Consider the following 23,494-nt stretch of genomic DNA (forward strand, 5'->3'; position numbering starts at 1 on the left):
CCGGCCGGTGGGCGGACCACTAGACGAGGTCGGCGACCTCGTGCAGGCCCAGCCGGCGATTGAAGGTCGCGGCGATCCGCGCGACGGCAGTGCGTGGCAGCAGGCGCGCGGGCCAGGTGAGGGCGCGGTTCACGGCCCGTCCGGGGTAGGAGATCGCGCGGCGACGGGCGTAGTCGTCGAGGGTGCGGGCTGCGACGGTGTCCGGTGTGTCGGCCACCTTGGGGTCGATCGTGGCGGTGGTGCCGTCGAAGAAACCGGTGGCGATCGCGCCGGGGTGCGCGGCCATGACGTGGACGCCGCTGCCGCGCAGTTCCTCGGCCAGGGCCTCGGTGAAGGAGAGCACGAAGGCTTTGGTCGCGGCATAGGTGGCCTGGTAGGGCATGGGCTGGAAAGCTGCGGTGGAGGATACGTTGATGATGCCGCCGGAGCCGCGCGCGACCAGCTCGGTCCCGATTGCGTGGGTCAGTACGAGCAGTCCGCCGACGTTGAGGTGGAGCGTGCGCAGCTGGGGCTCGAACGGGCGGTCGAGGAACGGGCCGGCGCTGCCCGCGCCGGCGTTGTTCAGCAGCAGGTTGACGGCCAGGCCGCGGTCGCGTAGCTCCCGCAGGATCTGCTCCGGGCCGTCCGCGGTTGCGAGGTCACCGGTGATCACCTCGGTGTCGGTCCTGCCGTGCCGATCCTGGATCTCTGCGGCGACCTTCCGCAGGTCCGTCTCCGAACGGGCCAGCAGGACGACCTGCGCTCCGCGGCGCGCCAGCTCGAGTGCGTAAGCCCGCCCCAGCCCCTTGGACGCGCCCGTGACGAGGGCGGTGGTGCCACGATAGTCGTCGTTCACGAGATCCTCCATTGTTTCAAGTCTTGAAGTATCGACGCTAGCACGATCCTTCAAGACTTGAAGCATTGGTAGGATGTCGGCATGACTGCGTCCGAGCTCACCGCGGTGGTCGCCGCGACCCACGAGATCTGGATGCGGACGAACGATCTGATCGGGCAGGCGCTGGCCCGGCACCGGCTGACACCGGCGACGTTCCAGGCGCTGTGGGCCATCGACCCGGCTGAAGATCCGCCCTCGATGAAGGTGATGGCCGAGCGTTTGTACTGCAACGCCGGGAACTTGACCTTCATCGCCGACCAGCTCGTCAAGCAAGGTCTGGTGGAGCGAGCAGTGGATCCGGCTGACCGACGCTCCCGCGTCCTGTTGCTGACCGCGGAAGGTCGGCGGATCCGCGACGAGCTGGTCCGGACGGCGCTGGAGAAGACCCCGCTGGCTGTGCTGACGCGCAGTGAACTGCGGCAACTCATGATCCTGCTGAATCGTGCCGTCGGACTTACCTGACTTGGGGCAGCGACGTGTGGTCAGCCGAGCTGGGCTCCGGTCGGGAAGTCGGTGCTGATCGTGAGCTTCTGCCACCGATCGATCTCGGCGTCGACCGCTGAGCGGCCGGCCTGGACGAGCCGAAGGGCGTCGGAGCCCAGCACCAGGTGGGCGGGCGGCTCGGCGGAGTTGAAGACCTCCAGTACGGCGGCCGCCGCCTTCGCCGGGTCGCCCAACTGGTTGCCGCTGGCGGCTTGGCGGGCGGCGCGGATCGGCTCGAAGAGCGCGTCGTAGTCGGCGATCGTGCGCTCGGCGCGGACCATGGACCGGCCGGCCCAATCGGTCCGGAACGAGCCCGGTTCGAGCGCGGTCACGTGGACGCCGAAGTCGGCGACTTCCTTACCGACCGCCTCCAGGATGCCCTCGACGGCGTACTTGCTGCCGCAGTAGTACGACAGGCCCGGCACGGTCATCAGGCCACCCATCGAGGTGACCGCGAAGATGTGGCCGGCCCGGCGGCGTCGCATGAACGGCAGGACCGCCTGGACGGTCGCTGCGACGCCGAAGACGTTGACGGCGAACTGATCGCGCAGCTGTGACAGCGGCGACTCCTCGAAAACACCCTCGTAGCCGTAGCCGGCGTTCGCGATCACCGCGTCGATCGGGCCGATCTCGGTCTCGATCTCCTCGACCAGCGCGAACACCGCCTCGTCGTCGGTGACATCGAGCAATCGGCCGTGGGCCCTGGACGGGTGCAGAGCGGTGAAGGCCTCGGCATCGGCAGGTTTGCGGACCGTGCCGATCACGGTGTGACCGGCGGCCAGTGCTCCTTCGGCGAAAGCGCGGCCCAGGCCGCTGCTCACACCGGTGATCAGAAATTCGGACATCAGTTGTTCCCTCGCAGTGTCGCGCACCAGATCTGTGCGCAGGTTTCGGCGGTGCGGTCGAGATCGTCGCCGTTGACGCTCGCCCAGTAGAAGGTGCGCTCGGTCATCCAGCACAGCGCCTCGGCCAGCGCAGGGTCAGCGACGCCCGCGCGGGTCAGCACCTCGGTCATGGCTGTGGCATACCGGTTGACGGTCCCGGTCCACAGGGCGCGGATCGCCGGTGTGGTCGGCGTGAGGTCGACGGCGGCCCGCATCACCAGGCCGTGCTCGCGCCACGAGTTCGCGGTGTGCCGCACGGAAGCCCGAACGACGTCCTCGACGGATGCGTCCGCGGCCTGGGCGACGTCCGCCTGCGCGGTCATCGCGTCGACCGTCCGGCCCACCAGCGCTGTCAGTACCTCCAGCTTCGAGCCGAAATAGAAGTACAGCGCCGCCCGCGAAATCCCCGCGCCCTTGGCGATCGACTCCACCGTCATCAACTCGACACTCTCGCGCCCGAGCAGATCCTCGGCGGCGTCCAGGATCGCCTTCTCCCGCAGGTCCCCCTTCCGGGGGCCCTGCCGCCGTTTGGTGCCGCGTGCCTCAGTCATACGAAGAAGTCTACACCGTGTCGATAAAAATCGGCATGGTGTCAAAAATAAGTGATGGTACTCACGGTAGGGCTTCGGAGTCAGGCCTGGGCCACCGGGACAAGCTCCGCGACGGTCGGCAGTTCGTCGAGGTTCAGCACCTTCTCGACCACGGCTTCGGCGCCATCCGAGGACAGTGCTCGACCGGCGGTGGACCTGAACTTCGCGAGAACCTCTTCGGTGCTCAGTGGGTTGTCCGGCGTTCCCCTGCTGGCCCAGACCCGCTTGCGGAGCACCGAACCATCCGCGATGTGAAGGATGAGCTCGCCGGGGAAGCGCTTGGGGAAGTCGCTCTCGGTGTCGACCGGGCAGGTTACCTTTGCCGCTGTGGCCAGCACCGTCGGATCGTCGAAAGGCTCGTCGTAGAACGCAGCGAGGTCCACCCGGCCGGTGGCCAGAGCGAGCGCCGACGTGTATTGGACGCTGAAGAGGGCGTCGTACGTCGTACGGGGCGCGATCTTCGCCTCCCGGGGCTCGACCACGGTGTGGAAGAGCCTCTCGCTGGTGGGCGCTTCGATCCGCTCGATCTGGTCCAACTCGATGCCGCGGGCACTGAGTTCGGCGCGGAGGTCGAGGGCGGCGTCCACGAAGGCGTGGGTGAAGTGACAGCAGGGATAGGGTTTGAGCGCGATGTCGGCGGCCATCCAGACCGAGCCGAGCGAGTCCAGACCCAGTTCCGATCGGGAGGGGACGCGCCCGACGTGTGACTGGTACAGCCCGTGCTCACCCTCGAGGATTGTGCGGGGGCCGACGAATCCAGCGGCGCCCATGGCGGTCGCGGCGATACCGCTGTGGGCGGCCCATCCGGGATGCAGGCGCTTGAGCCAGGACTCCTTGATCTCGAGTACGCCGGCGGCCTGGCTGCCGGCCAGGCCGAAGGCTCGCACGAGGGCGGCAGGTGCCAGCCCACGCAGCCGTCCGGCGACGGCGACCGCGGCGAAGGTGCCCATGATGCCCGTGGGGTGGAAGCCGCGGTCGTGCAGTTCGCCAGGCACCGCACCGGCCAGGCGGCATCCCAGTTCGAGTCCGATGATGTAGGCGACGAGAGCGTCCTCGCCGGAGGCCTGTTCAGCTTCGGCGACGGCGAGCATGGCCGCCAGCGCAGGGGCTGTCGCGTGGTGGATGGCGCCGATGTGCGTGTCGTCGAAGTCCAGGCCGTGGATGAGTGCTCCGTTGACCAACGCGGCGGACGCGGCCGGGAGTCGGGTTCCGAACCCGATCACGGTGGAGTCGCGACCATGGCCGAGTTGCTGACCGGCGTCGTGGATGGCGGCCCCGAAGTCGGTGGTCGTCGCGGCGAGCGCGACGCCGAGCGCGTCGAGAAGGTGGAGCCGCGCCACCTGGCGGACGTCCTCGGGGATGTCGTCGATCGTGAGTTCGGTGGTGAACCGTGCGAGTTCCTCGGTGTAGGTCGACGTCGACATGTTCAGTGGCTGCCTTCGGTGAGGTGGGCGGGTGATGCGCCGGGACGGAGCCCGAGCCGGCCCGCGATCGTGAGGGTGGCGCGCGCGGTCCGTATCGTCGCGGCGTCGATGAGGTTGCCTTCGTGGGCGGCGGCGCCCAGCCCGGCGGCTGTTGCGGCCTCGAAGGCGGTCAGCATGCGTTCCGCCGCGGCGATCGCTTCGGCGGTGGGGGAGTAGACGTCATTGGCGACTGCGACCTGGTTCGGGTGGATCGCCCATTTGCCGCTGAAGCCGATGGTTCGCGACCAAGTGCACTCGCGGCGGTAGCCGGCGGTGTCCGTGATCGCCGCATAGGCGCCGTCGACGGCCGCGACGCCGGCGGTGTGCGCGGCGACGGAGATCGCCGTCCGGATGCTGTGCCAGACGTCGCCGGGATAGAGGTCGGGATGATCATTGCCGGCAGCAACCAGGTCGACACCCATCGAAGCGGAGAAGTCGCCCGGTCCGAACGCCAGTGACCGGATGCGGGTGCTGCACCTGGCGATCTCGGTGAGAGCGTGCATCGCGGCGACGTCCTCGACCAGGACCTGGAGACCGATCCGGTGGTTCGCGCCGGCTGCGGCCTCGAGTTCGGTGAGGGTGGTGTCGACCCACCACACGTCCCGGGGCGAAGTGACCTTGGGAACTACGACGAGGTCGAGATGCGGTCCGGCGGCTCGCACGATCTCGGTCAGATCCTTCAAGGCCAGGCCGGTCCCCGGCTGGTTGATCCGCACCGCGAGCGGGCGAGTCGACCAGACCGGGTTCGAGCTCGCCTCCGCGGCCAGCCGCCGGGCTGCGTCCTTGCGGTCCCAGCTGACCCCGTCTTCCAGGTCGACGATCACCAGGTCCGCGGCCGATCGCGCTGCGTTCTCGAGCATCGAGGTCTTGGCCGCCGGCGTGACCAGGCAACTGCGGAAGATCGCGTTCACCTGGCTGCTCCCGCTCCCGCTTCGGCTGCCAGGAGCGGGATCCACTCGCGGGCGGACGGCAGGTCCGATGGCGCCTGGCACAAGCGCACCAGCCGCTCGAGCCGCTGCGGAGACCAGATCCCGGTGCTCGCCTGCCGGAGCTTGGTCTCGACCACCGCCGGGTTCGCGGGATCGCCGCTCTCGCCCCGGGGTGCGTCCCGGCGCAACCGGAGAACGGTTTCGCCGGCCCGGTCCACGCGGAGCTCCGCGGCAGCCAGAGCCTGTTCGGGATCGACGACGACATCGAGCCTTTCGGCCAGAGCGATCACGTCGGGCCTGCGTAGATCGGCGTACGACGACCAGTTGACCTCGCCGTCGAGCAGCGCGACCGCGCACTGGTACCGCACACTGAACTGAGCGTCGACGACGTTCTGCGGCCGGACCTTCTGCGGTTGCCCGCCGCCGACGATGGAGTCCGCGCGCGGACTGATCGTCACGGTGATCTTCTCGCCGGGTACCGGCGCTCGACCGAGTTCGTCGCGCACCTGCAGGCACAGGTCCGTCGGGGTATGCGTGAGACGGCACGACGGATACGGCTTGAATCCGGTGTCGAGCATGAGCCAGCCAGAGCCCAGATCCCTCGTCAGCTCGGCGGGGTCGGCCTCGCTGCTGTAGTTCACCAGGGCTCCGGACGCTCCTTCGAGGGCCTGCTCGGATCCGCGGAACCCGTCTCGAGCCAGCAGTGCCGCCAGTAGCCCGTTCCGAGCGGCCAGTCCGGGGTGCAGCCGCTTGTTCCACGAGCCGTTGCCGAGGAACTGCATCGACCCCGCCGCCATCGAGCCCGCGACACCGAGAGCTGCCCGGATCTCCGTCTCCGAGGCGCCGAGCACCCGACCCGCGCCGGCCGCGGCTCCGAAGGTGCCGGCGACGGCGGTCGGGTGGAAGCCGCGGTCGTAGGCGCCCTCGCCCAGGGCCCTGCCGATCCGGCAGGTGACCTCGTAGCCGGCCACGATTCCCGCGACGAGGTCGGGTCCGGTCGAATCGCCGTACTCCGCGGCCGCCAGAGCGGCGGCGATCACCGGCGCACCAGGGTGGAGCTTGGCGCCGATGTTCGTGTCGTCGAAGTCGAGTGTGTGGGCGAACGTGCCGTTCAGGAGAGCCGCGTGTTCCGCGGAAGCGCCTGCCGCCCGGCCGATCACCGTGATCGGCCCTCCGAGGCTCAGTGAGCCGATCGTCGCGAGGACGGGTGCGGACGAGTCGACGCCACCTCCGAGTGCCGCGACCGCGATGAAGTCGGTCAGGCAGTGTCCGGTCACCTCGGTCACTCGCGCGGGAAGGGCGGCCGCGTCGAGACCGGCGGCCAGGCCGGCGAGGTCCGTCGTCGGACCCGCCACCGTCGCCGCGGTCATGCGTCACGCATCCGGGACAGGTTGGCGCGCCGGTACTCGACGACGGTTTCGCCGTTCTGGTTGGTCCCGGTCGTGTGCCACTCGACGACGCCCCACCCTGGCCTCGAGCGGGTCTCCTTCTTGGCGAGCACGACGGACCTGGCGCGGACGGTGTCGCCGGCGTACGTCGATTCGCCGTACGTGAGGTCCTCGATCCCGAGGAAGGGACCGCCCGCCTCGGACAGGTCCTCCACCGACAGGCCGAGCACCGTCGAGTACACCAGGAACGGATTGATCGGAATGGCCCGGTACCCCAGCAGCTGGGCGTACGGCTCGTCGAAGTACAGGGGGTTGTAGTGCATCATCCGCGTCGAGTAGGCGATGCTCTCGCCCAGCGTGAACGTGCGGCCCCAGTGGTGGGCGAACTCCTGGCCGACTTCGAAGTCCTCGAAGCACAGCCCGCGGTGGCGAACGACGGTTCTCATGGCTCTCCTGACTGCCCTGGGGGACTGGTCCGACCTGACTCACCATAAACATCAGAGGTTTTCTGTCAACCCCTTGCTAGGCGTGGTGATCGTCGCCTACGGTCCAAACCTCTGAAGTTTTCATCGGTCCGCGGGCAGCGACGAGAAGGAGTGTTCGGAATGGGCGACGTGCCTGACCTCGACTACGACGAGTTGCGACAAGCGACGCGCGAGTTCGCCGAGAAGGAAGTGATGCCGATCGCGGCGATGCTCGACCTGGAGGACGCGCGCATCCCGGACACGCTCTACGACAAGATGGGGGAACTCGGCTACTTCGGTCTGCTCGCGCCTGAGGAGCACGGCGGGCTGGGCCTCGATGTTCGGGCGCTCGGCGTGGTGACCGAAGAGCTGTGCCGAGCGAGCCTGTCGGTGGGAAGTCTCATTCAGCGCAACGTGGTCACCGGCGACATCCTCCAGCGCTACGGGACAGACGACCAGAAGGAGCGGTACCTCGAGCGTCTGGCCAGGGGCCGGCTCCAGTCCGCCTCCGCGGGCACCGAGCCGAACGCCGGCTCCGATGCCGCCAACGTGCAGACCACGGCCAAGAGGGTCGGCGATTCTTACGTCGTCAGCGGCACCAAGCAGTGGTGTACCAACGCCGACATCGCCGGCGTGCTCTTCACCTACGTCCGCACCTCGAACGACTCCAAGCACGGCGGTCTGAGCCTGCTGATGATCGACAAGCCCCGGGGTGAGTTCATCCCGCCGCAGCTTGACGGCACTCATCTCGAGTCCGCCGGCTACCACGGGATGTGGTCGTACCAGCTCTACTTCGACGGGCTGGAGGTGCCGGCCGAGAACCTCGTCGGCGGCGTGGAGGGCCAGGCCTTCCGCCAGCTCATGGGCGGGTACGAGATCGCTCGCACAGGCTTCGCCTTTCGCTGTGTCGGACTGGCCCAGGCAGCCTACGAAGCCGCCGTCCAGTACGCAGAAGACCGCGTGCAGTTCGACAAGCCCATCAAGGAGTTCCAGGCCATTCGCTTTCGCCTCGCCGAGATGCGCACCCAGATCGAGGCCGCGCGCGCACTGGCGATGACCGCGGCGACGAAGGTGGATTCGGGGCAGCGCGCCGATCTCGAGGCGGGAATGGCGAAGCTCTTCGCCGCCGAGATGGCCCACAAGGTGTGCTGGGAAGCCCTCTACGTCCACGGCGGCAACGGCTACGCGCTCGACGCCCCGGTCAACCGGTACTGGCGGGACAGCGGCCTGCTTCCGATCGGCGAGGGAACGTCCGACATCCAGCGCGAAATCATTGCCCGCAGCATCTTCGGACGGAGCTGACCGTGGCGTACACCAGCGACGACAGCTACTGGGAGGACTTCGCCGTCGGCGACGTCCATGAGCACGTGCGCGGACGGACGGTCAGCAACGAGGACAACCTCGCCGTGACCCACTCGACCCTCAACACCGCGCAGGGTCACTTCAACCTCGACTACATGCGCGGCCTGATGGGCGGCATCTTCGAGGAGCGGCTGGTGATGGGGGCGGTGAACCTGGCGATCATCGTCGGACTGACTTCTGAGGACATGAGCGAGAACGCGATCCGCGATGTCGGTATGACGGAGATCCGGCTGAAGAATCCGGTGTACCGGGACGACACCCTCTACGCGTCCAGCGAGGTTGTCGCGCTGACCGAGTCCGACCGCCCGGACGCAGGGCTGATGACCTATCGCTTCACAGGGCGGAAGGCCGACGGGACCGAGGTTGCCACCGGTCTGCGGACGGTGCTGGTCAAGCGCCGCTCGCACTGGGCCGAGAAGGACGGCAATTCCGATCGTCCCGGAAATCTCAAGGTGATCACGAGGGGAGGCGTCGATGTCGGCGCTTGAGGGAATCAGGATCGTCGACGTCACGCAGGGCGTTTCAGGTCCGATGGCCACCCGGCTGCTGTCCCAGATGGGTGCTGACGTCATCAAGATCGAGCGTCCTGGGGCCGGGGACCTGATTCGGCTGTGGGACGACATCGTCAACGGGATGGGATCGGGTCACGCCTGGGTGAACCCGGGCAAGCGCAGCCTCGCGCTGGACCTCAAGACCCCTGACGGTCTCAAGGTGTTCGAGGATCTCGTCGCCACCGCGGACATCCTGATCGAGAACTTCGTCCCGGGGACGATGGAGTCGTTCGGGGTCGACTTCGACCGGTTGCGCCGCGAGCAGCCCGGCCTGATCATCTGCCGGATCTCGGGTTTTGGGCAGGATGGGCCCTACAAGGACCGTTCGGCTCTCGATCTCATCATTCAAGGTGAGAGCGGTCTGATCAGCACGAACGGCACCGCGGAGGCGCCGGCCAAGATCTCGGTGTCGCTGGCCGACATCTCCGGCTCGATGTACGCGTGCGTCTCGATCCTGGAATCGCTCTACCATCGCGAGCGGACCGGCGAGGGGCAGCTGATCGACCTCGCGCTCTTCGACGCCGTCATGACCTGGACCGGCTACTTCCCCTACATGTGGTGGTACGGCGAAAAGCTGCCCGGCCGGGTGGGCCTGAATCACCACACGATGTTTCCTTACGGTGCCTACGAGTGCGCCGACGGCCGAAGTGTGATCGTCGCAGCCGGTGCGGGCAGTCGTGACCAGTGGCTGAAGTTCTGCACGGCCATCGGCCACCCGAAGCTTGTCGACGATCCCCTCTACGCAACCAACCGTCTTCGGATGGACAACCGCGAGTCGCTCGACCCGATCGTTCGGGCGGCCGTCAAGGCTCATCCGTTGGCGTACTGGGAGGACAGGTTCCACGCGATCGGCATTCCGGCAGGGGCGATGAACAACTTCGCGGAGGGGCTGTCCCATCCCAGGATCGCGCACCGTGGTTTCGTCAAGGAGGTCGACAGCGCGGTCGGTCCGGTCAAGGTGTTCGACTTCCCGCCGCAGATCTCCGGCCTCGAGTCGGTGAACCGGCTGGGGCCGCCACTGGTCGGCGAGCACACTGACGTCGTTCTGGCCGAACTCGGGCTGGACGAGGCGGCCATCGAGAAACTGCGGGCCGCCGGCGTCGTGCAATGACCTGTCGTCGTACGACCGCGGGCATCGTCTCGTCCGGGAGGCGCTAGGCGGACGTGCCGGCCGCCGACTTGCCGAGCTCGGTGTAGGTGACGCGGAGGTTGGCGAGGTGCGTCCGCATCGCTGCCTCCGCCGCGGATCTGTCCTGCGCTTCGATCGCGACCAGGATCGCCTCGTGGTCGCAGGCCACCTCCGCCCAGAACTCCGGTTGGGCGTGCTCCCGGAGCACGCTCGCGCGCAAGGTGGCAGTGATCGGCGAGATGAGGGCTCGCAGCAACGGGTTCTCGGTGGCGTCGAGCAATGCGTTGTGGAACTGGTTGTTGGCGCGCCAGTTGGTGGACTCCGCATCGGCCCGCAGGTCCTCGATCGACTGTCGCAGGATCTGTAGCTGCTCCTCGGTCCGGCGTTCGGCGGCAACGCCGGCGGCCGGCACCTCGAGGAAGTACCTGGCTTCCAGGATCTGCTCGGCGCTGAGCTGGCTACGCATGAGCATGGACAGCGACTTGCGCAAGTACTCCTCGACGTCGCCGGTGGACGGCTCGACCACGAACGTGCCACCGGTGACGCCCCGGGTGGCCACGACGAGGTTCTCGGCGGCCAAGGTGCGCAGGGCCTCGCGCCACGTGCTGCGGGAGACACCGTACTGCTTCATCAGCTCAGGCTCCGCGGGGAGACGCTGGCCGGCGGAGAGCTCTCCGCTCATGATCTGCGCCCGCAACTTGTCGGCGAGTCGCTGGTACTGCGGTGCCGCTGTCCGGGACTCCATGAACACCACCCTAAGCCGTTCGTGGTGCGATGACAGGGCCCCTCGGTAAAAACTCAGATATTTCACTCAAGGTCTTGCCCGATGAATCCTCTGATGTTTTAGTGGCGGCGGGTGGTCACCGGGCTCGGCGTCACCCCAGTCCCGTCCGGGGCCTCCCGGAAGGCGGAGAAGGAGGAGTCATGTCCAAGCGGATCACGGCGGGTGCTGGAGCCCTGACCTTTGCGCTCGTGCTCGCCGGTTGCACCAGCGGGAGCGGCGCCAACAGCGGCAGCGGGGACAGCGTGATCAAGATCGGGGTCGCCATCTCGGAAACGGGTTCGTACTCCGCCGAAGGCGAGTCGGTGCGGCATGGCTACGAGTACTGGGAGAAGCGGATCGATGCGGCCGGCGGCATCGACGTCGACGGCAAGAAGCAGCCGGTCGAACTGGTCTTCTACGACGACCAGTCGAAGCCCGAGACTGCGATCAAGCTCGTCCAGCGCCTGATCAGCAACGACAAGGTCGACTTCCTGTTCGGCCCCTACTCGTCCGGGCTCACACTGGCGACGTCCGCGATCGCCAAGCAGTACAAGACGATCATGTTCGCCGGTGCCGGAAGCGCCTCGGCCATCTTCAAGGACGGCAACGAGTACGTGTTCTCGCCGCTGTCCATCACACCCCAGTACGCCCGCTCCGCCCTCGACCTGCTCAGCGAGCAGGGGGTGAAGACGGTGGCGGTTCTGCACACCGACGAAGCGCCAATGGTGGAGGCGGACAAGGCAACTGCGGCGTACGGTCCCGAAGTCGGGATCAAGGTCGTCGCCAGCCAGAGCCTCCCCGCGGACAGTACCGACGCGCGGGGAGCGATGGGCCAGCTGAAGGCCGCCGGACCTGATGCCCTGCTGATCTTCGGCACCTCTGTGGTCGGCACCCTGGCCGTCAACACGCAACGCGAGCTCAACTGGAACCTTCCCACCGCTGCCATCCCGGCGGCCGGCGAGGGCGCGTTCGTCAAGACCCTGGGTGCGAAGAAGGCCGTCGGCATTCTCGGTGCCTCCCAGTGGGAGGACGGGGCGAAGTTCGAGGACGACTTCTTCGGCACGGCCAAGGAGTTCGCGGCCGGCTTCCAGAAGGAGTTCGGCGAAGGTCCGACCTATCTGTCGGCATCGGCCGCCGCAGCCGGGTACACCCTGCAGTTGGCCGTCGAAGCGGCGGACAGCACCGACTCGGCTGCCGTCCAGGACGCCCTCTACGACCTCGACGTGGACACGTTCTTCGGCCACATCGACTTCGCCGATCCCGGCGACAAGAGCGGACTCGTCGGTGCCAACGTCGAGCGCCCGATGTTGGCGATCCAGTTGAACAAGACCGGTCGGCGCACGATCATCGGCCCGGCCGACGCGGCCACCGACAAGTACGCGCCGTTCGTTGCCTGGGACAAGCGATGACTCTTCTGCAGACCATCGTCGACGGGGTCATCCTCGGGGGGTTCTACGCCCTGATCGCTCAGGGGGTGGCGTTGACGTTCGGCGTCATGCGCGTCGTCAACCTGGCGCACGGCGAGTTGATGCTGGTCGGCGCCTATCTGGCGTGGGCGTTCCATGAGTACCTCGGCCTCGGAATTCTGGTCGCGCTTCCGGCCGCACTCGTCGTCGGGTACGTCGTGGGTTGGCTTGTCGCTCGGCTCGCCGTTCTTCACGTCATCGAGCGGCACGAGCTGATGTCCTTGCTGCTGACCTTCGGACTGGCCTTCCTGATTCAGGGAGCGCTCATCACCGCGTTCACGACGACGCCTCGGTCGACTCCGGCGTTCTACTCCGACGTCGTCTGGCGGCCGTTGGGCATCACAGTTCCGGTGAGCCGCCTGGTGATGCTCGCCGGTTCGCTCGTCATCCTCGCCTGCTTGGCCGTGTTCCTGTACCGCACGCGCTCGGGCCGGGCGATGAAGGCGGCCGCGCAGAACAAGGAGGCAGCCAGGATCGTGGGGATCGACGTCAACTCGATGTACGCCCGAGCCTTCGCGATCGGCGCCGCGCTGGCCTTCGGCGCTGGTGTCCTCTTCTCGGCGACCCAAGCCTTCACGCCGAACAACGGAGTGGTGTTCACGCTGAAGGCCTTCGTCATCGTCGTTGTCGGCGGAGTCGGGCGGATCTCCGGAACGGTGGCGGCGGCTGTGCTCGTGGGACTCATCGAGACGGCTCTGGCCGCGTACGTACCCGACATCGGCACCGGCCTGGGCGTTGCTGCGGCCTTCGTTCTGGTCGTCGTGGTCCTTGCCGTCCGCCGATCGTCGACCCTCACTCCGGCAGGAGGACACTCATGACCGACACCGCGGCCTTGGCCACTGCTTCCACGGCGCAGCGGCCGCCGGCATCGCAGGACAACCGTCGGCGCAGGCGTGTCCGCGGGATCGTCGTGACCGGTCTCGCGGCCGTCGTCGGAGTGCTGATCGTGATCCCGGCAGCAGCCGTGACGGACGACTTCCTCTTCTCCTGCAGCACCATCTTCATGTGGGTCATCCTGGCCTCGAACTTCAACCTCGTCTCCGGATTCACCGGCTACGTCGACTTCGGCCACGCCGCCCACTTCGGGATCGGCGGCTACGTGACCGGCATCCTGATGAGTCGCCACGAATGGACGTTCTGGGAAACCGTGCCGGTGGCGATGCTGGTCGCCGGTGGGTTCGCGCTGCTGATCGGCTGGCCGCTGCTGAGGCTGCGTGGAATCTATTTCTCGATCGCGGTGTTCGGAGCGTTCCTGAGCCTCCAGCAGTTGTCGTACCTCCTGCCCGACCTGACCGGAGGAGCTCAAGGACTGATCATCCCGGGCATGATCGACCGTCGATGGTTCTACTACGTCTTCCTGGCCGGCGCCGTCCTCGTACTGCTCTTCTCGTGGTGGCTTCGGCGCAGCCAGATCGGTGGCTCGCTGCTCGCGATCCGCGACGACGAGGAAGGAGCCTCCGGTAGGGGCATCAACACGACGGCACTGAAGCTTTTCGCATACGTCCTCGCTGCGATGCTGACCAGCGCCGTCGGCGCGCTGTGGGCCTTCCAGGCAACGTTCATCGACCCCGAGATCATGTTCCGCGAGGACTTCCTCATCACACTCGGAGTGATGGCCACCCTCGGCGGGCTCGGCTACTGGTGGGGGCCCGCCCTGGGGACGGTCGTCTATCTCTTGCTCCAGGACCAACTGTGGTCCAGCACCAGCGGCGGCGGGTTCCTGATGTTCTTCGGAGCTGCTCTCATGCTGCTCGTGCTCTTCATGCCGGAGGGCATCGCCGGCGTCGTCTTTCGGGCGGAGCGCACTGCCGTCGGGCGCATCGTCTTGCGGGCGCGGCGCCGGTGGTTCCACTTCAACGACCCGACCAGCCGGTCACACGCCGAGTCAGGAGCGCAGCAATGATGGGCGGATGGAGCGAGTTGCCGGCTCCGGAGCCTCTGCTGGCCGCCACTGGAGTACGGAAGACCTTCAACAGCATCCGCGCCGTTGACGGCATCGACCTGACGGTTGGCCGCGGCGAGATCCTGGGCCTGATCGGACCCAACGGGTCGGGTAAATCGACGCTGCTGTCATGCCTCGCGGGGGAGCAGAAGATCAACGACGGGCGAGTGGAGTTCGAGGGACACGACGTCACCAACGCCGGCGCGATGCGGATCGCTCGACGTGGCATTGCGCGGACGTTCCAGAACGTCCGGGTCTTCTCCGAGCTCACCGTCGAGGAGAACGTCCTCCTGGCCCGCAACTGGGCAACGGCCTCACCACTGGCGATGATTCGCCCGGCCGAACGCTCGGTGCGCTCCCGGGCCGCCGAGCTGCTCGAGCTCACCGAGATGACACCGCTGGCCAAGGTTCTCGCCGGAGCGCTGTCGGGAGGACAGAAGCGGCTGCTCGAGTTCGTCATGGCGTTGATGCCCGGACCGAAACTGGTGATGCTCGACGAGGCTGCCTCCGGGGTGAACCCCACGCTGATCAGGAAGTTGCGGGAGTACGTCCTTCAGGTGCGCGAACGCGACGGTATCGCGTTCGTGATCGTCGAGCACAACGTCGACTTCGTCTTCTCGACCGTGGACCGCATCGTCGTGATGTCTGCAGGCAAGGTCCTGGACGAGGGCGACCCCGTCCGTGTCCGCAAGAACCAGGAGGTCATCGATGCTTACCTCGGAGTCTGAGACCCGCGGCGCGCAGCGTCCCCGCGAGGACGGCGACATCCTCACAGCGCACGACGTGCATGCGGGGTACGGCGGGTTCGACATCCTCCAGGGCATCACGCTGGCGGTGCCACGACACCAGATCACGTGCATCGTCGGCCCGAACGGATCAGGCAAGTCGACGGCGTTCAAGGCGATCTACGGGTTGATCAAGATCCGGCTCGGCACCGTTGACTTCGAAGGCCAGAACATCACCGGCCAACGGCCGCAGGACCTGCTGAAGCTGGGGATCGCCATGCTTCCGCAGCTGTCGACCGTGTTTCCCGGGCTGACCGTCGAGGAGAACCTGGCGCTGGGCATGTACGTGGTGCGCGACAAGCGGCGGATCAAGGCCAGGATCGACGAAATCTTCGACCTCTTCCCGCGGCTTCGTGAGCGCCGGCGCCAGCATGCGTCCACCTTGTCCGGGGGCGAACGGCGAGCGCTGGAGATCGGCCGGACCCTGATGCTGGATCCCCGCCTGGTCCTGCTGGACGAGCCGTCGGTGGGTTTGTCGCCCAACCTGGTCAGCGAGGTCTTCGCCCAGTTGGTCGAGCTGAAGGAGGAGACCGGCATCAGTGTCCTGATGGTGGAGCAGAACGCCAAGTCGGCGCTGTCGATCTCCGACCTCGGTTATGTCATCCAGCGGGGCCGGGTGTCCCACACCGGATCCGGAGCAGAGCTGCTCGGCGATCCCGAGGTGCGCCACTCGTTCCTCGGCGGTATGGACTGATGGAACCGCTCGCGGACCTTCGGATCCTGGCCGTTGAGCAGTACGGCGCAGGCCCTTGGGGAACGCTCCAGCTCGCCGACCTTGGCGCGGAGGTCATCAAGATCGAGGATCCACGCAGTGGGGGAGACGTCGGGCGGTACGTCCCTCCGCACACGGACGGCGAGGACTCCCTGTTCTTCGAGTCCTTCAACCGCAACAAGCGCAGCATCAGTCTCGATCTCGGTGTGCCGGCGGGCCGGGAGGTGTTCCATCGCCTGGTCCGGCACAGCGATGTCGTGTTCAGCAACTTGCGCGGCGACGTGCCGGAGCGACTCGGCCTGAGGTTCACGGATCTGCGCGCCATCAACCCCAGGATCGTGTGCTGCTCGTTGTCCGGATTCGGGATGACCGGGCCACGGCGGGCAGAGCCCGGGTACGACTACGTGATGCAGGGGTTGGCCGGGTGGATGAGCCTCACCGGTGAGCCGGGCGGACCGCCGACCAAATCCGGCTTGTCCCTGGTCGACTTCTCGACGGGAATCGTCGCCGCGGCGTCGATCCTCGCCGGCGTGCACGCGGCCAGACGCGACGGCGTCGGTCTCGACTGCGACGTCAGCCTCTTCGACACGGCGCTGTCGCTCACGAACTATCTGGCGACCTGGCACCTGACGGCAGGAGACCATCCGGAACGGACCCGTCGCTCCGCGCACCCCTCGGTCGTCCCGGCGCAGGTCTTCGCGACCTCGGACGGCTGGATCACGCTCCAGGCCGGCAAGGACATCTTCTGGCGCCGGCTCCTCGCCGTCCTGGGCGAGCCGGCGTGGGCGATCGATTCTCGCTTCGCGACACTCGCCGGCCGGCACGAACATCGGGAGGTTCTCGTCCCGCTCCTCGAGGCCGAGTTCCTTCGCCGGCCGACCGCGGACTGGTTGCAGGCACTCTCCTCGGCCGGCATTCCGAGTGGGCCGGTACGGCGGTTGGCAGAGGCGTTCAGCGATCCGCAGGTCAGTGCACGCGATCTGGTCGTCGAAACGCAGCACCCGACGTTCGGCGCCGTTCGGCAGGTCCGCGCAACACTGCGGGCCGGCGAGCCACGCCGAGAACACCGACGGGCGCCGCAACGTAACGAGGACACGCAGTACGTGCTTGCCGAGCTCCTGAAACTCGGGGACGACGAGCGGCAGGCGCTGACGGCGTCGGGTGCGTTCGGCAACCCGGCGCCCTAGGCGGCTTGTCGCTCAGCCACCCAGCGGCGGACATCGTCACGCACCATCGGAAGGAGCCGGCCCCCGGCACCGAGAACGATCTCGTGGAACGCCCGTACGTCGATGGCCGCCCCCAGCGCGTCCTCGGCCTCGCGGCGAGCTGCCCAGAACTGCTCGCAACCGAGCCGGTAACCAAGTGCCTGACCGGGCCAGCCGGTCGAGTACCGCAGGGGCGATGTGGAGTGGTGGCCCGGGATCAGTTCGTGGAAGATCAGCGTCGCGGCGTTCAGTTGCGAGCGGTCCTCGAGGCCCGACCCGTTGTAGCGGTAGTTGCCCATGCGCCGGATGTGCCTGAGTGAAGGTTTTCGACGTCCTGCGCCGTGCGGCAGTGCAGGCGTCCGGTCGCGCGGAGGTGCTGCACGAACCGTCGGCACGACGACGGCCGGGTTCGACGCCGCGCTGTGCGGCCATCTGAGAAGCGTCAAGACCGAGCTCGAAGGGGAGTAGAGCCGGCCGCGGTGGAGCGAAGGTTTTCATCCTGCGGGGTGCGCGTGATGAAACCTGCGCCGACGGTCTGCTCGATCGCCGATGCGACGCGGAACGCCGTGACGTCGGCGTACCGGGCCGCAACGACCTGTACGCCGGTCGGCACGTTGTTGTGCGCCCATCCGGACGGAACGGAGATCACGGGATGCGTGCTGCTGATGTTGAACGCCGGGGTCAGCGAGGCATCGGAGAAGTGCTCCAGGGCGACACCGTTCACTGCGAGCGAGGTCTCCGTGTAGTCCTCGCCGGCCGCGAAGGCGGTGGCGCCGACCGTCGGGATGATCAGCGCGTCGAACTGGCTGAACACCTCGTCGAGCTGATCCCGGACGGCCTGTTCCAAGGCCCGTCCCGATGCGGTGTCCATCATCGAACCGACTTTCACGCCATCGCGCGCGAAAGCCAGGCAGTACGGCGTGACGACGTCGGGATGCAACCGGTCCAACTCGAGGATCTCGGTGCCGAGGGCACTCCCGAAGTGAGCCCCCAAGGCCCGCTTGATCATGTCCAGCTGAAGACCGAGCTCGATCTCGGCGACCACTGCTCCGGCGGATCTCAGGGCGTCCGCGACCGCCTCGGTGTTGGCCCGGATCTCAGGATCGACGGGAAAGTCTCCTGGCGCGGGGCTGACGGCAACCGTGAGCCCACGGACTCCCTCGAGATCTCGAGGGATCGCGACCGAGGCGAGATGTGAGTCGGGGTCGCGTGGATCTTCGCCCGCCATGACGTTTTGGAGAAGGGCGCAGTCGGCCACCGTTTTGGCCATCGGTCCGTGGTGGAAGTACGGGTCGAGCCCGGCCGGCGGCAGGATGGGATTGCGTCCGTGCGGCGGCTTGTAGCCAACGACCCCCGCGAAGGAGGCAGGCGCGCGGAGCGAGCCGCCGATGTCCGAGCCGGTGGCCAACGTCGTGGTTGCGGCCGCGAGACTCGCAGCCGATCCGCCGGACGATCCGCCGACGGATGTCTCGAGGTTCCAGGGATTGCGCGTGACGCCCCATCGTCGCGAGTGGGACATGGGCAGGCAGCAGAACTCCGACGTCGTGGTGCGGGCGTGCACGATGCCGCCCGCTTCCTGGATCCGCGCGAGGACGAGCGCTGTCTGTGGTGCGGGGTAGGACGGCCGAAGCAGCGTGCCATCGGTGACGGGGAAGCCTGCCAGGTGCTGTTCTTCCTTCGCCGCCACGGGCAGGCCTTCGAGAGGTCCGGGTTCGCCGCCGGAACGGTAGCGCTGTTCGGCGGCTCGGGCGGCCAGCAGTGCTTGCTCGAACATCTGCTCGGCGAACGCGTTGACCACCGGTTCGACGATGGACGCACGGTCGACGATCGCCTGCATGAGCTCCACGGGTGACAGTTGCCGGGTGCGGAAGAGGTGCAGCGCCTCGGTGGCGGACAGGTAATGAAGGGATGTCATGCCGAACTGTCGCTGCCTGCGGTCAGTGGATGGGGAGGGTCGAAGACGGTCATGGCGAGCGCGAGCATCGAGTAGTAGCCGACGAGCCAGACCAGCTCGGCCAGAGCGCGTTCGCCGAGCATTTCGACGGTGCCGACGTAGTCGGCGTCGCCCAGCGTCCCGGTCTGCAGCATGGTGTTGACCGTGTGCAGGGCGCGCCTCGCCGACTCGGGCAGGTCCGCGGGCGGGGTGCAGTTTCGCAGCGAGGTGAGCTGCCGGTCGCGGGCGACGCCGAGACCTTGACTGCGAGCCCGGACGACGGCGATCTCGCCGAGGGTAGGGCGAGCTGCGCGAGTCCGGGCTGGTCGAGTCGCGCCGCGGCGCTGGTGCCGGCTGGTCACTCACCCGCGAGCTCGCCTCGATCACCCGCTCGAGGTGTACGAGGCGCGCTAGGGGCTGATCAGCGGCCACGACGACGGCCGTTCGTTCGGACGCCGTCCGGCAGCGTGGGGGAGCCGGTCGGCTGTGCTTCAGCGGGTCCGGCGGGCGGTGTCTTCGATGATCTTGACGACCGCGTCGGGGTGGCTCAGGTAGACGGCGTGCGAGGAGTCGGCCTCCTCGACGTGGGACTTGGCCCGCTGGGCGAAGAAGTGCTGCAGCTCCGGCGGGATGCCCTGGTCGTTCTTCGTGATCAGGTACGACGACGGAATGGTTCGCCATGCCGCCGCCATGCTCTTCTGGGTCTCTGCGGCCTTCGACAGCGGCCTTTGGGTGACAGCCAGCATCGCGGCGGTCGCCGGGTCCACGTCGTTGGCGAACCGGGGGCGGAACTGATCCCTGGCCAGGTACATATCCGTTCCGCGAGTTCCGTCGGCGGCCACCGTCGGAACCTCGACGATCGGCAACGGCGGCAGGGGGTGTTTGATGGGGACATCTGTCGGACCGAACGCTGTCTCGCCGACGTCGGGAACCAGTGCCGCGAGGTAGACCAGCGCCTTGACGTCGGGATCGCCGGCCGCCGCGTTGGTGATCACCGCGCCGCCGTACGAGTGGCCAACCAGGACGACGGGACCCTTGATGTCGCGCAGCACGTCCTTGGCCGCGGCCACGTCGGTGGGCAGGCCACGCAGCGGGTTCGACACCGTGCGCACCGGGTAGCCGTCGCGGGTCAGCCGAGCGATCACTGTGCCGAAACCGGAGGCATCGGCGTACGCACCGTGCACGAGCACCACGGTCGGCTTGGCCGCGCGCGCGGCCGGGACCGGCGCAGGGGCAGGCACGTTCGTCGTCGCGGAGACCGGCGCAGTCATCGCCACCGCGGCGACGACGACTGCCGCCGCGCCGAGCGAGAGCAGCGCTTTACGGAGTGGAATCGGGTGAGTCATGGAGCATCACTTTCTGAGGAAAGAGTTCTGGCTGAAGGCGGGCGGATCGGCGGCGGTGCCGGGGATTCCCTACGCGTGGTCGATGTCCGAGAACAAACCCTTGAACGGGACCGCGGTGCCGATGAGCGTGCCGAACAGGTCGGCGGCAGCCTGCGTCTCGACCGCGGCCGAGGCGTCCTCGTAGCTGTCGAAGTACAGGTCTAGCGTGCGGTACGCCGGGGTGGCGGTGCCGTCTTCCTTCGGCCACACCTTGGCGGACTCGAGCCGCTGCAGCTTCGGGAACTTCGCCGCGGCCTGCTTGATGTCCGCGTAGGCGCGCTCGAACTCGTCCGGGTTCGCGGGGTTGTCGATGACCAGCGTGATCTTGGTGGGCATGAGGGCTCCTTGCCGAGTTGTCGTCCGAACCATCGAGTTGATGGAACGAACGTTCTGTCTCATCGACAATAGGCGAGATCGTTGATCGTTGTCAAGACCGATCGTTCTATCTCGTGCGAAACCAGGTTGTGGTGTTAGCGGGCGGACTCCGACGACCGGCGTTCGGCGTTGATCCGAAGGAGTCCTTCGATCCCGCGAAGAAAGGTCTCGGCCACCAGGGCGGGGTCGAAAAGGCAGCCGGCCGCCATTGCGCCGTCGCGCAGCATCACGAAGTGGCGTGCGGCCGCGTCTGCCGTGCCGCGGTGAACCTGCGCCATCATCGCGGTCAGGGTGTCCAGGAACCACTGCCGGTGGGCGATGATTTCCTGGTGGACGGGCTGATCGGTGGTCGGGTACTCCGCCGCGGCGTTCAGGAAGGCGCAACCGCGGAATCCGGGCGACTGGATGCCTTGAGCAATCGACCGCGCGATGGCCAGAAGTGCGTCCACCGGTTTCGGGTTGCCGGCGATCGCCGCCTCGACCGTCGTGCGCTCCATTGTGTGGACTTCGCGCAGGTAGCTGAGGACGAGGTCTTCCTTGCCGGGGAAGTGCCGGTAGAAAGTAGCCCGGGTCACCTTCGCCTCGGCGATGAGCCGGTCGACGCCGACCGAATGAATGCCCTCTGCGTAGAAGATCCTGGTGGCCGTGGTGAGCAGCCGCTGCCGCGCCTCGGACGGCCGGGCTTCGGTTTCGCTGGGGGTCATGCGCTCCATCTTAGCGATAGAACGTTCGGTCTTCTAGTTGTCCAGTGGCAGCCCTGCGGAACCGGCCTGGTGACACGCCGTACTCGCGACGGAAGGCCGCCGACAAGGCGAACTCGGTCGAGTAGCCGACCCGGGGAGCGATGCTCGCCAGTGGGGCGTCGGTCTCCCGGAGCAGTTCGGCGGCGCGGCTGAGCCGCCAGCCGGTCAGGTAGCCGATCGGAGCCTGTCCCACCACGGTGGTGAACAGCCTGGAGAAGGCGGTGCGGCGCATTCGTGCGACCTCGCTCAGCCGGTCCACCGTCCACTGTCGATGCGGATTCTCGTGGATCTCGCGCAGGGCGGCGGCGATCCCTGGATGAGCCGCCTCCGGCCACCGGGACGCGTCCTCTTCGTGCCACTGGCGGAGGACCTGAACGAGAATCAGGTCCAGCAGCGCCCGACGCGTCACGGCTGCGCCCGGTTCGGCCGTGGCGACGGTGGCGGCGAGCAGGTCGACGAGCGACCGCATCTCCGGGTTGCGATCGTAGTCCGGCGACACCGCGATGAGGGCGGGCAACGCGCGCAGGTACTGGGGCGCGTGGCCACTGTCGAGCCAGTAGGCGCCGCAGAGGAACTCGAAGGACGAGGGACCCGTAGCCGGCGGGTGCGGGCCCATCTCCACCAGCGGGAGGTCACGGAGCGCGCAGGGTGCCTCGCTCAGACCGTGCTCGGCGCCGTACGAGGTGAGCACGATGTCGCCCGGACGCAGGGGCACGGGATCGTCGTGGCTGATCAGCCAGCAGGCGCCGTAGGTCACGATGTGGAATCCACTGCCGTCGAACGCGGAGAACCGGAGGCCTCCGGGGGAAGTCTGCCTGACCAGCCGAGCGCCGGCGAAGCCGATCCGCATGGATCGGATCGCCTCGCTGATCAGATCCATGGCAACCATCCTGGTGACGTGCTCGACCGCGCACGGTCGCGTATGAATCGGTGCCGTTCGCGCATGGCCGGGCGTGCGTGACCGGTGGTTGTCTTGACGAAGTGATCGACTACACGAACGCAAAGACCGCTGCCGTCCTGCGGACCCATGCCGAAAAGGTGGAGCACGACGAGCGGCCTGCCCCCGAGGGCTTGCAGGCGCTGCGCGAGGGCGGCGTCTTCGCGCTGCGGACACCGCAGGATTGCGGCGGCGCCTGGGCGGACGCGGAAACCATCGCGCGACAGTTGACCGGCCTGGGCCGTGCCTGCCCCTCCACCGCATGGATCGCCGGAACCTGCGTTACTTCGAAGAACCTCGCCGGTCGGTCCTTCGCCGGGTCCGAGACGGAGTTCTTCGCCGACCCGGACGCCCTCTTCTGTGGTTCGGGGGTGCCTGGCGCCCGGGGCGAGCAAGTGCCCGAAGGGGTGCGGGTCAACGGTCGCTGGCCGAACGTCTCGGGCTGCGAGGACGCGGTCTGGGCAGGGCTCGCGGTGATGGTCGACGACGTGTTCTCGTTCGCGCTGATTCCGACGGCCGACCTCGTCGTCGAGAGAACGTGGGCGATGGCGGGCATGAGTGGCACCGGCAGCCACACCCTGGTCGCCGACGACGTCGTCGTGCCGGCCGAGCGGATCACCCAGGCGGCGCCCTTCACCGTGAACGACATGATGCTGTTCGCGATCACGGTGCTCGGCCCGGTGGTAGGCGCCGCCCAGGGAGCACTCGACCTCACGAACGCGATGTTCGCCTCGCAGCGCAAGCCGTTCATGACCGCGTACACGAGGATGGGAGAGTCGCCTGGCGCCCGCCATTGGCTGGCCGAAGCCACCCATCTGGTGAACCGCGCCGAGAACACGTTGCTCGAGGTCGCCCGCGAGGCGGATGCGGCCGAGTTGTCCGCCGTGGACGGTCCTCGCCTGCGGATGGCTCTCGCGGACGCCGGCCAGGATTGCCGGGCCGCCGTCGAGCGGATGCTCGACCTGCACGGAGCGAGCGGTTTCGCGACGTCGAACGCGCTGCAGCGCTTCTGGCGTGACGTCGCCGTCGGCAGTCGTCATCCGCACCTCAATCCCTACCTCGCCGTGGAGAATTTCGGTACGTCGTTGACCGGAACGAGCCAGCAGGTGTGACCGCCGCGTGTCCGCGAAG

The 23,494-nt window shown here is 67.6% G+C and carries 26 protein-coding genes; 11 read left to right on the plus strand and 15 right to left on the minus strand.

Going from position 1 to position 23,494, the window contains the following annotated elements; translation table 11 throughout:
* Window positions 1-19: 19 nt before the first annotated feature.
* Window positions 20-847, minus strand: coding sequence for an SDR family NAD(P)-dependent oxidoreductase (locus tag ABD235_RS37825; protein WP_344183180.1), 828 nt, complete (start codon window positions 845-847; stop codon window positions 20-22).
* Window positions 848-916: 69 nt separating this feature from the next.
* Between ABD235_RS37825 and ABD235_RS37830 the strand changes: the two genes are divergently transcribed.
* Entirely contained in the window at window positions 917-1,336 is a 420-nt protein-coding gene (locus tag ABD235_RS37830; protein WP_344183182.1) for a MarR family winged helix-turn-helix transcriptional regulator, read from the plus strand.
* Between the two features lie 20 nt (window positions 1,337-1,356).
* Here the strand turns inward: ABD235_RS37830 and ABD235_RS37835 are convergent, their stop codons facing one another.
* From ABD235_RS37835 to ABD235_RS37860, 6 genes are all read right to left on the minus strand, one after another.
* Window positions 1,357-2,202 carry an oxidoreductase gene (locus ABD235_RS37835; RefSeq protein ID WP_344183184.1) on the minus strand — a complete coding sequence of 282 codons (846 nt, stop codon included), beginning with the start codon at window positions 2,200-2,202 and terminating at the stop codon, window positions 1,357-1,359.
* Complete coding sequence (locus tag ABD235_RS37840; RefSeq protein ID WP_344183186.1) at window positions 2,202-2,792, minus strand: TetR/AcrR family transcriptional regulator; 591 nt, start codon at window positions 2,790-2,792, stop codon at window positions 2,202-2,204. The genes ABD235_RS37835 and ABD235_RS37840 overlap by 1 nt, the downstream gene beginning before the upstream one ends.
* 80 nt (window positions 2,793-2,872) lie before the next feature.
* Window positions 2,873-4,255 carry an MmgE/PrpD family protein gene (locus ABD235_RS37845; protein ID WP_344183187.1) on the minus strand — a complete coding sequence of 461 codons (1,383 nt, stop codon included), beginning with the start codon at window positions 4,253-4,255 and terminating at the stop codon, window positions 2,873-2,875.
* Between the two features lie 2 nt (window positions 4,256-4,257).
* A complete protein-coding gene (locus ABD235_RS37850) occupies window positions 4,258-5,205 on the minus strand; it encodes an HpcH/HpaI aldolase/citrate lyase family protein (protein ID WP_344183189.1) in 948 nt (315 codons plus the stop codon).
* The gene (locus tag ABD235_RS37855; RefSeq protein ID WP_344183191.1) at window positions 5,202-6,593 is read right to left on the minus strand and encodes an MmgE/PrpD family protein; all 1,392 of its coding nucleotides are present in this window, start codon (window positions 6,591-6,593) and stop codon (window positions 5,202-5,204) included. The genes ABD235_RS37850 and ABD235_RS37855 overlap by 4 nt, the downstream gene beginning before the upstream one ends.
* On the minus strand, window positions 6,590-7,057 hold the full coding sequence (locus ABD235_RS37860) for a MaoC family dehydratase (protein WP_344183193.1): 468 nt from the start codon (window positions 7,055-7,057) through the stop codon (window positions 6,590-6,592). The genes ABD235_RS37855 and ABD235_RS37860 overlap by 4 nt, the downstream gene beginning before the upstream one ends.
* Window positions 7,058-7,216: 159 nt before the next feature.
* On the opposite strand from ABD235_RS37860, the gene ABD235_RS37865 reads away from it, so the two are divergent.
* Genes ABD235_RS37865 through ABD235_RS37875 form a run of 3 tightly spaced genes read left to right on the plus strand, consistent with a single transcriptional unit; the run spans window position 7,217 to window position 10,099 of the window.
* Window positions 7,217-8,377, plus strand: coding sequence for an acyl-CoA dehydrogenase family protein (locus ABD235_RS37865; protein WP_344183194.1), 1,161 nt, complete (start codon window positions 7,217-7,219; stop codon window positions 8,375-8,377).
* Between the two features lie 2 nt (window positions 8,378-8,379).
* Window positions 8,380-8,925 carry a MaoC family dehydratase gene (locus ABD235_RS37870; protein WP_344183196.1) on the plus strand — a complete coding sequence of 182 codons (546 nt, stop codon included), beginning with the start codon at window positions 8,380-8,382 and terminating at the stop codon, window positions 8,923-8,925.
* The gene (locus ABD235_RS37875) at window positions 8,912-10,099 is read left to right on the plus strand and encodes a CaiB/BaiF CoA transferase family protein (protein ID WP_344183198.1); all 1,188 of its coding nucleotides are present in this window, start codon (window positions 8,912-8,914) and stop codon (window positions 10,097-10,099) included. The genes ABD235_RS37870 and ABD235_RS37875 overlap by 14 nt, the downstream gene beginning before the upstream one ends.
* 43 nt (window positions 10,100-10,142) lie before the next feature.
* Here the strand turns inward: ABD235_RS37875 and ABD235_RS37880 are convergent, their stop codons facing one another.
* Window positions 10,143-10,862: a FadR/GntR family transcriptional regulator gene (locus ABD235_RS37880; protein ID WP_344183200.1), complete on the minus strand. Its 720-nt coding sequence runs from the start codon at window positions 10,860-10,862 to the stop codon at window positions 10,143-10,145.
* A 179-nt stretch (window positions 10,863-11,041) separates the two neighbouring features.
* Here ABD235_RS37880 and ABD235_RS37885 point away from each other — a divergent pair, with 179 nt between their 5' ends.
* Genes ABD235_RS37885 through ABD235_RS37910 form a run of 6 tightly spaced genes read left to right on the plus strand, consistent with a single transcriptional unit; the run spans window position 11,042 to window position 16,972 of the window.
* Window positions 11,042-12,289 carry an amino acid ABC transporter substrate-binding protein gene (locus ABD235_RS37885; protein ID WP_344183202.1) on the plus strand — a complete coding sequence of 416 codons (1,248 nt, stop codon included), beginning with the start codon at window positions 11,042-11,044 and terminating at the stop codon, window positions 12,287-12,289.
* On the plus strand, window positions 12,286-13,164 hold the full coding sequence (locus ABD235_RS37890) for a branched-chain amino acid ABC transporter permease (protein ID WP_344183204.1): 879 nt from the start codon (window positions 12,286-12,288) through the stop codon (window positions 13,162-13,164). The genes ABD235_RS37885 and ABD235_RS37890 overlap by 4 nt, the downstream gene beginning before the upstream one ends.
* Entirely contained in the window at window positions 13,161-14,249 is a 1,089-nt protein-coding gene (locus ABD235_RS37895) for a branched-chain amino acid ABC transporter permease (RefSeq protein ID WP_344183206.1), read from the plus strand. Before ABD235_RS37890 ends, ABD235_RS37895 begins: the two co-directional genes overlap by 4 nt.
* Window positions 14,246-15,016 (plus strand): ABC transporter ATP-binding protein, encoded by a 771-nt coding sequence (locus tag ABD235_RS37900; RefSeq protein WP_344183208.1) that lies wholly within the window; start codon window positions 14,246-14,248, stop codon window positions 15,014-15,016. The genes ABD235_RS37895 and ABD235_RS37900 overlap by 4 nt, the downstream gene beginning before the upstream one ends.
* The gene (locus ABD235_RS37905) at window positions 14,997-15,767 is read left to right on the plus strand and encodes an ABC transporter ATP-binding protein (RefSeq protein WP_344183210.1); all 771 of its coding nucleotides are present in this window, start codon (window positions 14,997-14,999) and stop codon (window positions 15,765-15,767) included. The genes ABD235_RS37900 and ABD235_RS37905 overlap by 20 nt, the downstream gene beginning before the upstream one ends.
* Window positions 15,767-16,972 carry a CaiB/BaiF CoA transferase family protein gene (locus tag ABD235_RS37910; RefSeq protein WP_344183212.1) on the plus strand — a complete coding sequence of 402 codons (1,206 nt, stop codon included), beginning with the start codon at window positions 15,767-15,769 and terminating at the stop codon, window positions 16,970-16,972. The genes ABD235_RS37905 and ABD235_RS37910 overlap by 1 nt, the downstream gene beginning before the upstream one ends.
* Here ABD235_RS37910 and ABD235_RS37915 read toward each other — a convergent pair.
* The 7 genes from ABD235_RS37915 to ABD235_RS37945 all read right to left on the minus strand — a co-directional run bounded on the left by ABD235_RS37915 (window position 16,969) and on the right by ABD235_RS37945 (window position 22,306).
* Window positions 16,969-17,289 (minus strand): DUF885 family protein, encoded by a 321-nt coding sequence (locus tag ABD235_RS37915; RefSeq protein WP_344183214.1) that lies wholly within the window; start codon window positions 17,287-17,289, stop codon window positions 16,969-16,971. The two genes, ABD235_RS37910 and ABD235_RS37915, sit on opposite strands and share 4 nt — an antisense overlap.
* Window positions 17,290-17,432: 143 nt before the next feature.
* Window positions 17,433-18,905, minus strand: a complete 1,473-nt coding sequence (locus tag ABD235_RS37920) for an amidase (RefSeq protein ID WP_344183216.1) — start codon at window positions 18,903-18,905, stop codon at window positions 17,433-17,435.
* Window positions 18,902-19,078 (minus strand): hypothetical protein, encoded by a 177-nt coding sequence (locus tag ABD235_RS37925; protein ID WP_344183218.1) that lies wholly within the window; start codon window positions 19,076-19,078, stop codon window positions 18,902-18,904. Before ABD235_RS37925 ends, ABD235_RS37920 begins: the two co-directional genes overlap by 4 nt.
* A gap of 336 nt (window positions 19,079-19,414) precedes the next feature.
* Window positions 19,415-20,269, minus strand: a complete 855-nt coding sequence (locus ABD235_RS37930) for an alpha/beta hydrolase (protein ID WP_344183220.1) — start codon at window positions 20,267-20,269, stop codon at window positions 19,415-19,417.
* Window positions 20,270-20,338: 69 nt separating this feature from the next.
* Window positions 20,339-20,644 carry an EthD domain-containing protein gene (locus ABD235_RS37935; protein WP_344183222.1) on the minus strand — a complete coding sequence of 102 codons (306 nt, stop codon included), beginning with the start codon at window positions 20,642-20,644 and terminating at the stop codon, window positions 20,339-20,341.
* Between the two features lie 134 nt (window positions 20,645-20,778).
* Complete coding sequence (locus tag ABD235_RS37940; RefSeq protein WP_344183224.1) at window positions 20,779-21,396, minus strand: TetR/AcrR family transcriptional regulator; 618 nt, start codon at window positions 21,394-21,396, stop codon at window positions 20,779-20,781.
* Between the two features lies 1 nt (window position 21,397).
* Window positions 21,398-22,306 (minus strand): AraC family transcriptional regulator, encoded by a 909-nt coding sequence (locus ABD235_RS37945; RefSeq protein ID WP_344183226.1) that lies wholly within the window; start codon window positions 22,304-22,306, stop codon window positions 21,398-21,400.
* Between the two features lie 101 nt (window positions 22,307-22,407).
* On the opposite strand from ABD235_RS37945, the gene ABD235_RS37950 reads away from it, so the two are divergent.
* Complete coding sequence (locus tag ABD235_RS37950; protein WP_344183228.1) at window positions 22,408-23,475, plus strand: acyl-CoA dehydrogenase family protein; 1,068 nt, start codon at window positions 22,408-22,410, stop codon at window positions 23,473-23,475.
* The last annotated feature ends 19 nt before the right edge of the window (window positions 23,476-23,494 follow it).

Origin of the sequence: Kribbella lupini (genome assembly GCF_039529595.1) — a bacterium.
Taxonomy (GTDB): Bacteria; Actinomycetota; Actinomycetes; order Propionibacteriales; family Kribbellaceae; genus Kribbella; species Kribbella lupini.

Bases quoted from the DNA above. Each gene is read 5' to 3' on its own strand.
- ABD235_RS37925 (WP_344183218.1), bottom strand. From the start codon at position 19,078: ATGCTGCAGACCGGGACGCTGGGCGACGCCGACTACGTCGGCACCGTC.
- ABD235_RS37885 (WP_344183202.1), top strand. From the start codon at position 11,042: ATGTCCAAGCGGATCACGGCGGGTGCTGGAGCCCTGACCTTTGCGCTC.
- ABD235_RS37825 (WP_344183180.1), bottom strand. From the start codon at position 847: ATGGAGGATCTCGTGAACGACGACTATCGTGGCACCACCGCCCTCGTC.
- ABD235_RS37935 (WP_344183222.1), bottom strand. From the start codon at position 20,644: ATGCCCACCAAGATCACGCTGGTCATCGACAACCCCGCGAACCCGGAC.
- ABD235_RS37895 (WP_344183206.1), top strand. From the start codon at position 13,161: ATGACCGACACCGCGGCCTTGGCCACTGCTTCCACGGCGCAGCGGCCG.
- ABD235_RS37860 (WP_344183193.1), bottom strand. From the start codon at position 7,057: ATGAGAACCGTCGTTCGCCACCGCGGGCTGTGCTTCGAGGACTTCGAA.
- ABD235_RS37855 (WP_344183191.1), bottom strand. From the start codon at position 6,593: ATGACCGCGGCGACGGTGGCGGGTCCGACGACGGACCTCGCCGGCCTG.
- ABD235_RS37865 (WP_344183194.1), top strand. From the start codon at position 7,217: ATGGGCGACGTGCCTGACCTCGACTACGACGAGTTGCGACAAGCGACG.
- ABD235_RS37945 (WP_344183226.1), bottom strand. From the start codon at position 22,306: ATGGATCTGATCAGCGAGGCGATCCGATCCATGCGGATCGGCTTCGCC.
- ABD235_RS37835 (WP_344183184.1), bottom strand. From the start codon at position 2,202: ATGTCCGAATTTCTGATCACCGGTGTGAGCAGCGGCCTGGGCCGCGCT.
- ABD235_RS37880 (WP_344183200.1), bottom strand. From the start codon at position 10,862: ATGGAGTCCCGGACAGCGGCACCGCAGTACCAGCGACTCGCCGACAAG.
- ABD235_RS37920 (WP_344183216.1), bottom strand. From the start codon at position 18,905: ATGACATCCCTTCATTACCTGTCCGCCACCGAGGCGCTGCACCTCTTC.
- ABD235_RS37905 (WP_344183210.1), top strand. From the start codon at position 14,997: ATGCTTACCTCGGAGTCTGAGACCCGCGGCGCGCAGCGTCCCCGCGAG.
- ABD235_RS37875 (WP_344183198.1), top strand. From the start codon at position 8,912: ATGTCGGCGCTTGAGGGAATCAGGATCGTCGACGTCACGCAGGGCGTT.
- ABD235_RS37940 (WP_344183224.1), bottom strand. From the start codon at position 21,396: ATGGAGCGCATGACCCCCAGCGAAACCGAAGCCCGGCCGTCCGAGGCG.
- ABD235_RS37915 (WP_344183214.1), bottom strand. From the start codon at position 17,289: ATGGGCAACTACCGCTACAACGGGTCGGGCCTCGAGGACCGCTCGCAA.
- ABD235_RS37910 (WP_344183212.1), top strand. From the start codon at position 15,767: ATGGAACCGCTCGCGGACCTTCGGATCCTGGCCGTTGAGCAGTACGGC.
- ABD235_RS37900 (WP_344183208.1), top strand. From the start codon at position 14,246: ATGATGGGCGGATGGAGCGAGTTGCCGGCTCCGGAGCCTCTGCTGGCC.
- ABD235_RS37845 (WP_344183187.1), bottom strand. From the start codon at position 4,255: ATGTCGACGTCGACCTACACCGAGGAACTCGCACGGTTCACCACCGAA.
- ABD235_RS37890 (WP_344183204.1), top strand. From the start codon at position 12,286: ATGACTCTTCTGCAGACCATCGTCGACGGGGTCATCCTCGGGGGGTTC.
- ABD235_RS37930 (WP_344183220.1), bottom strand. From the start codon at position 20,269: ATGACTCACCCGATTCCACTCCGTAAAGCGCTGCTCTCGCTCGGCGCG.
- ABD235_RS37840 (WP_344183186.1), bottom strand. From the start codon at position 2,792: ATGACTGAGGCACGCGGCACCAAACGGCGGCAGGGCCCCCGGAAGGGG.
- ABD235_RS37830 (WP_344183182.1), top strand. From the start codon at position 917: ATGACTGCGTCCGAGCTCACCGCGGTGGTCGCCGCGACCCACGAGATC.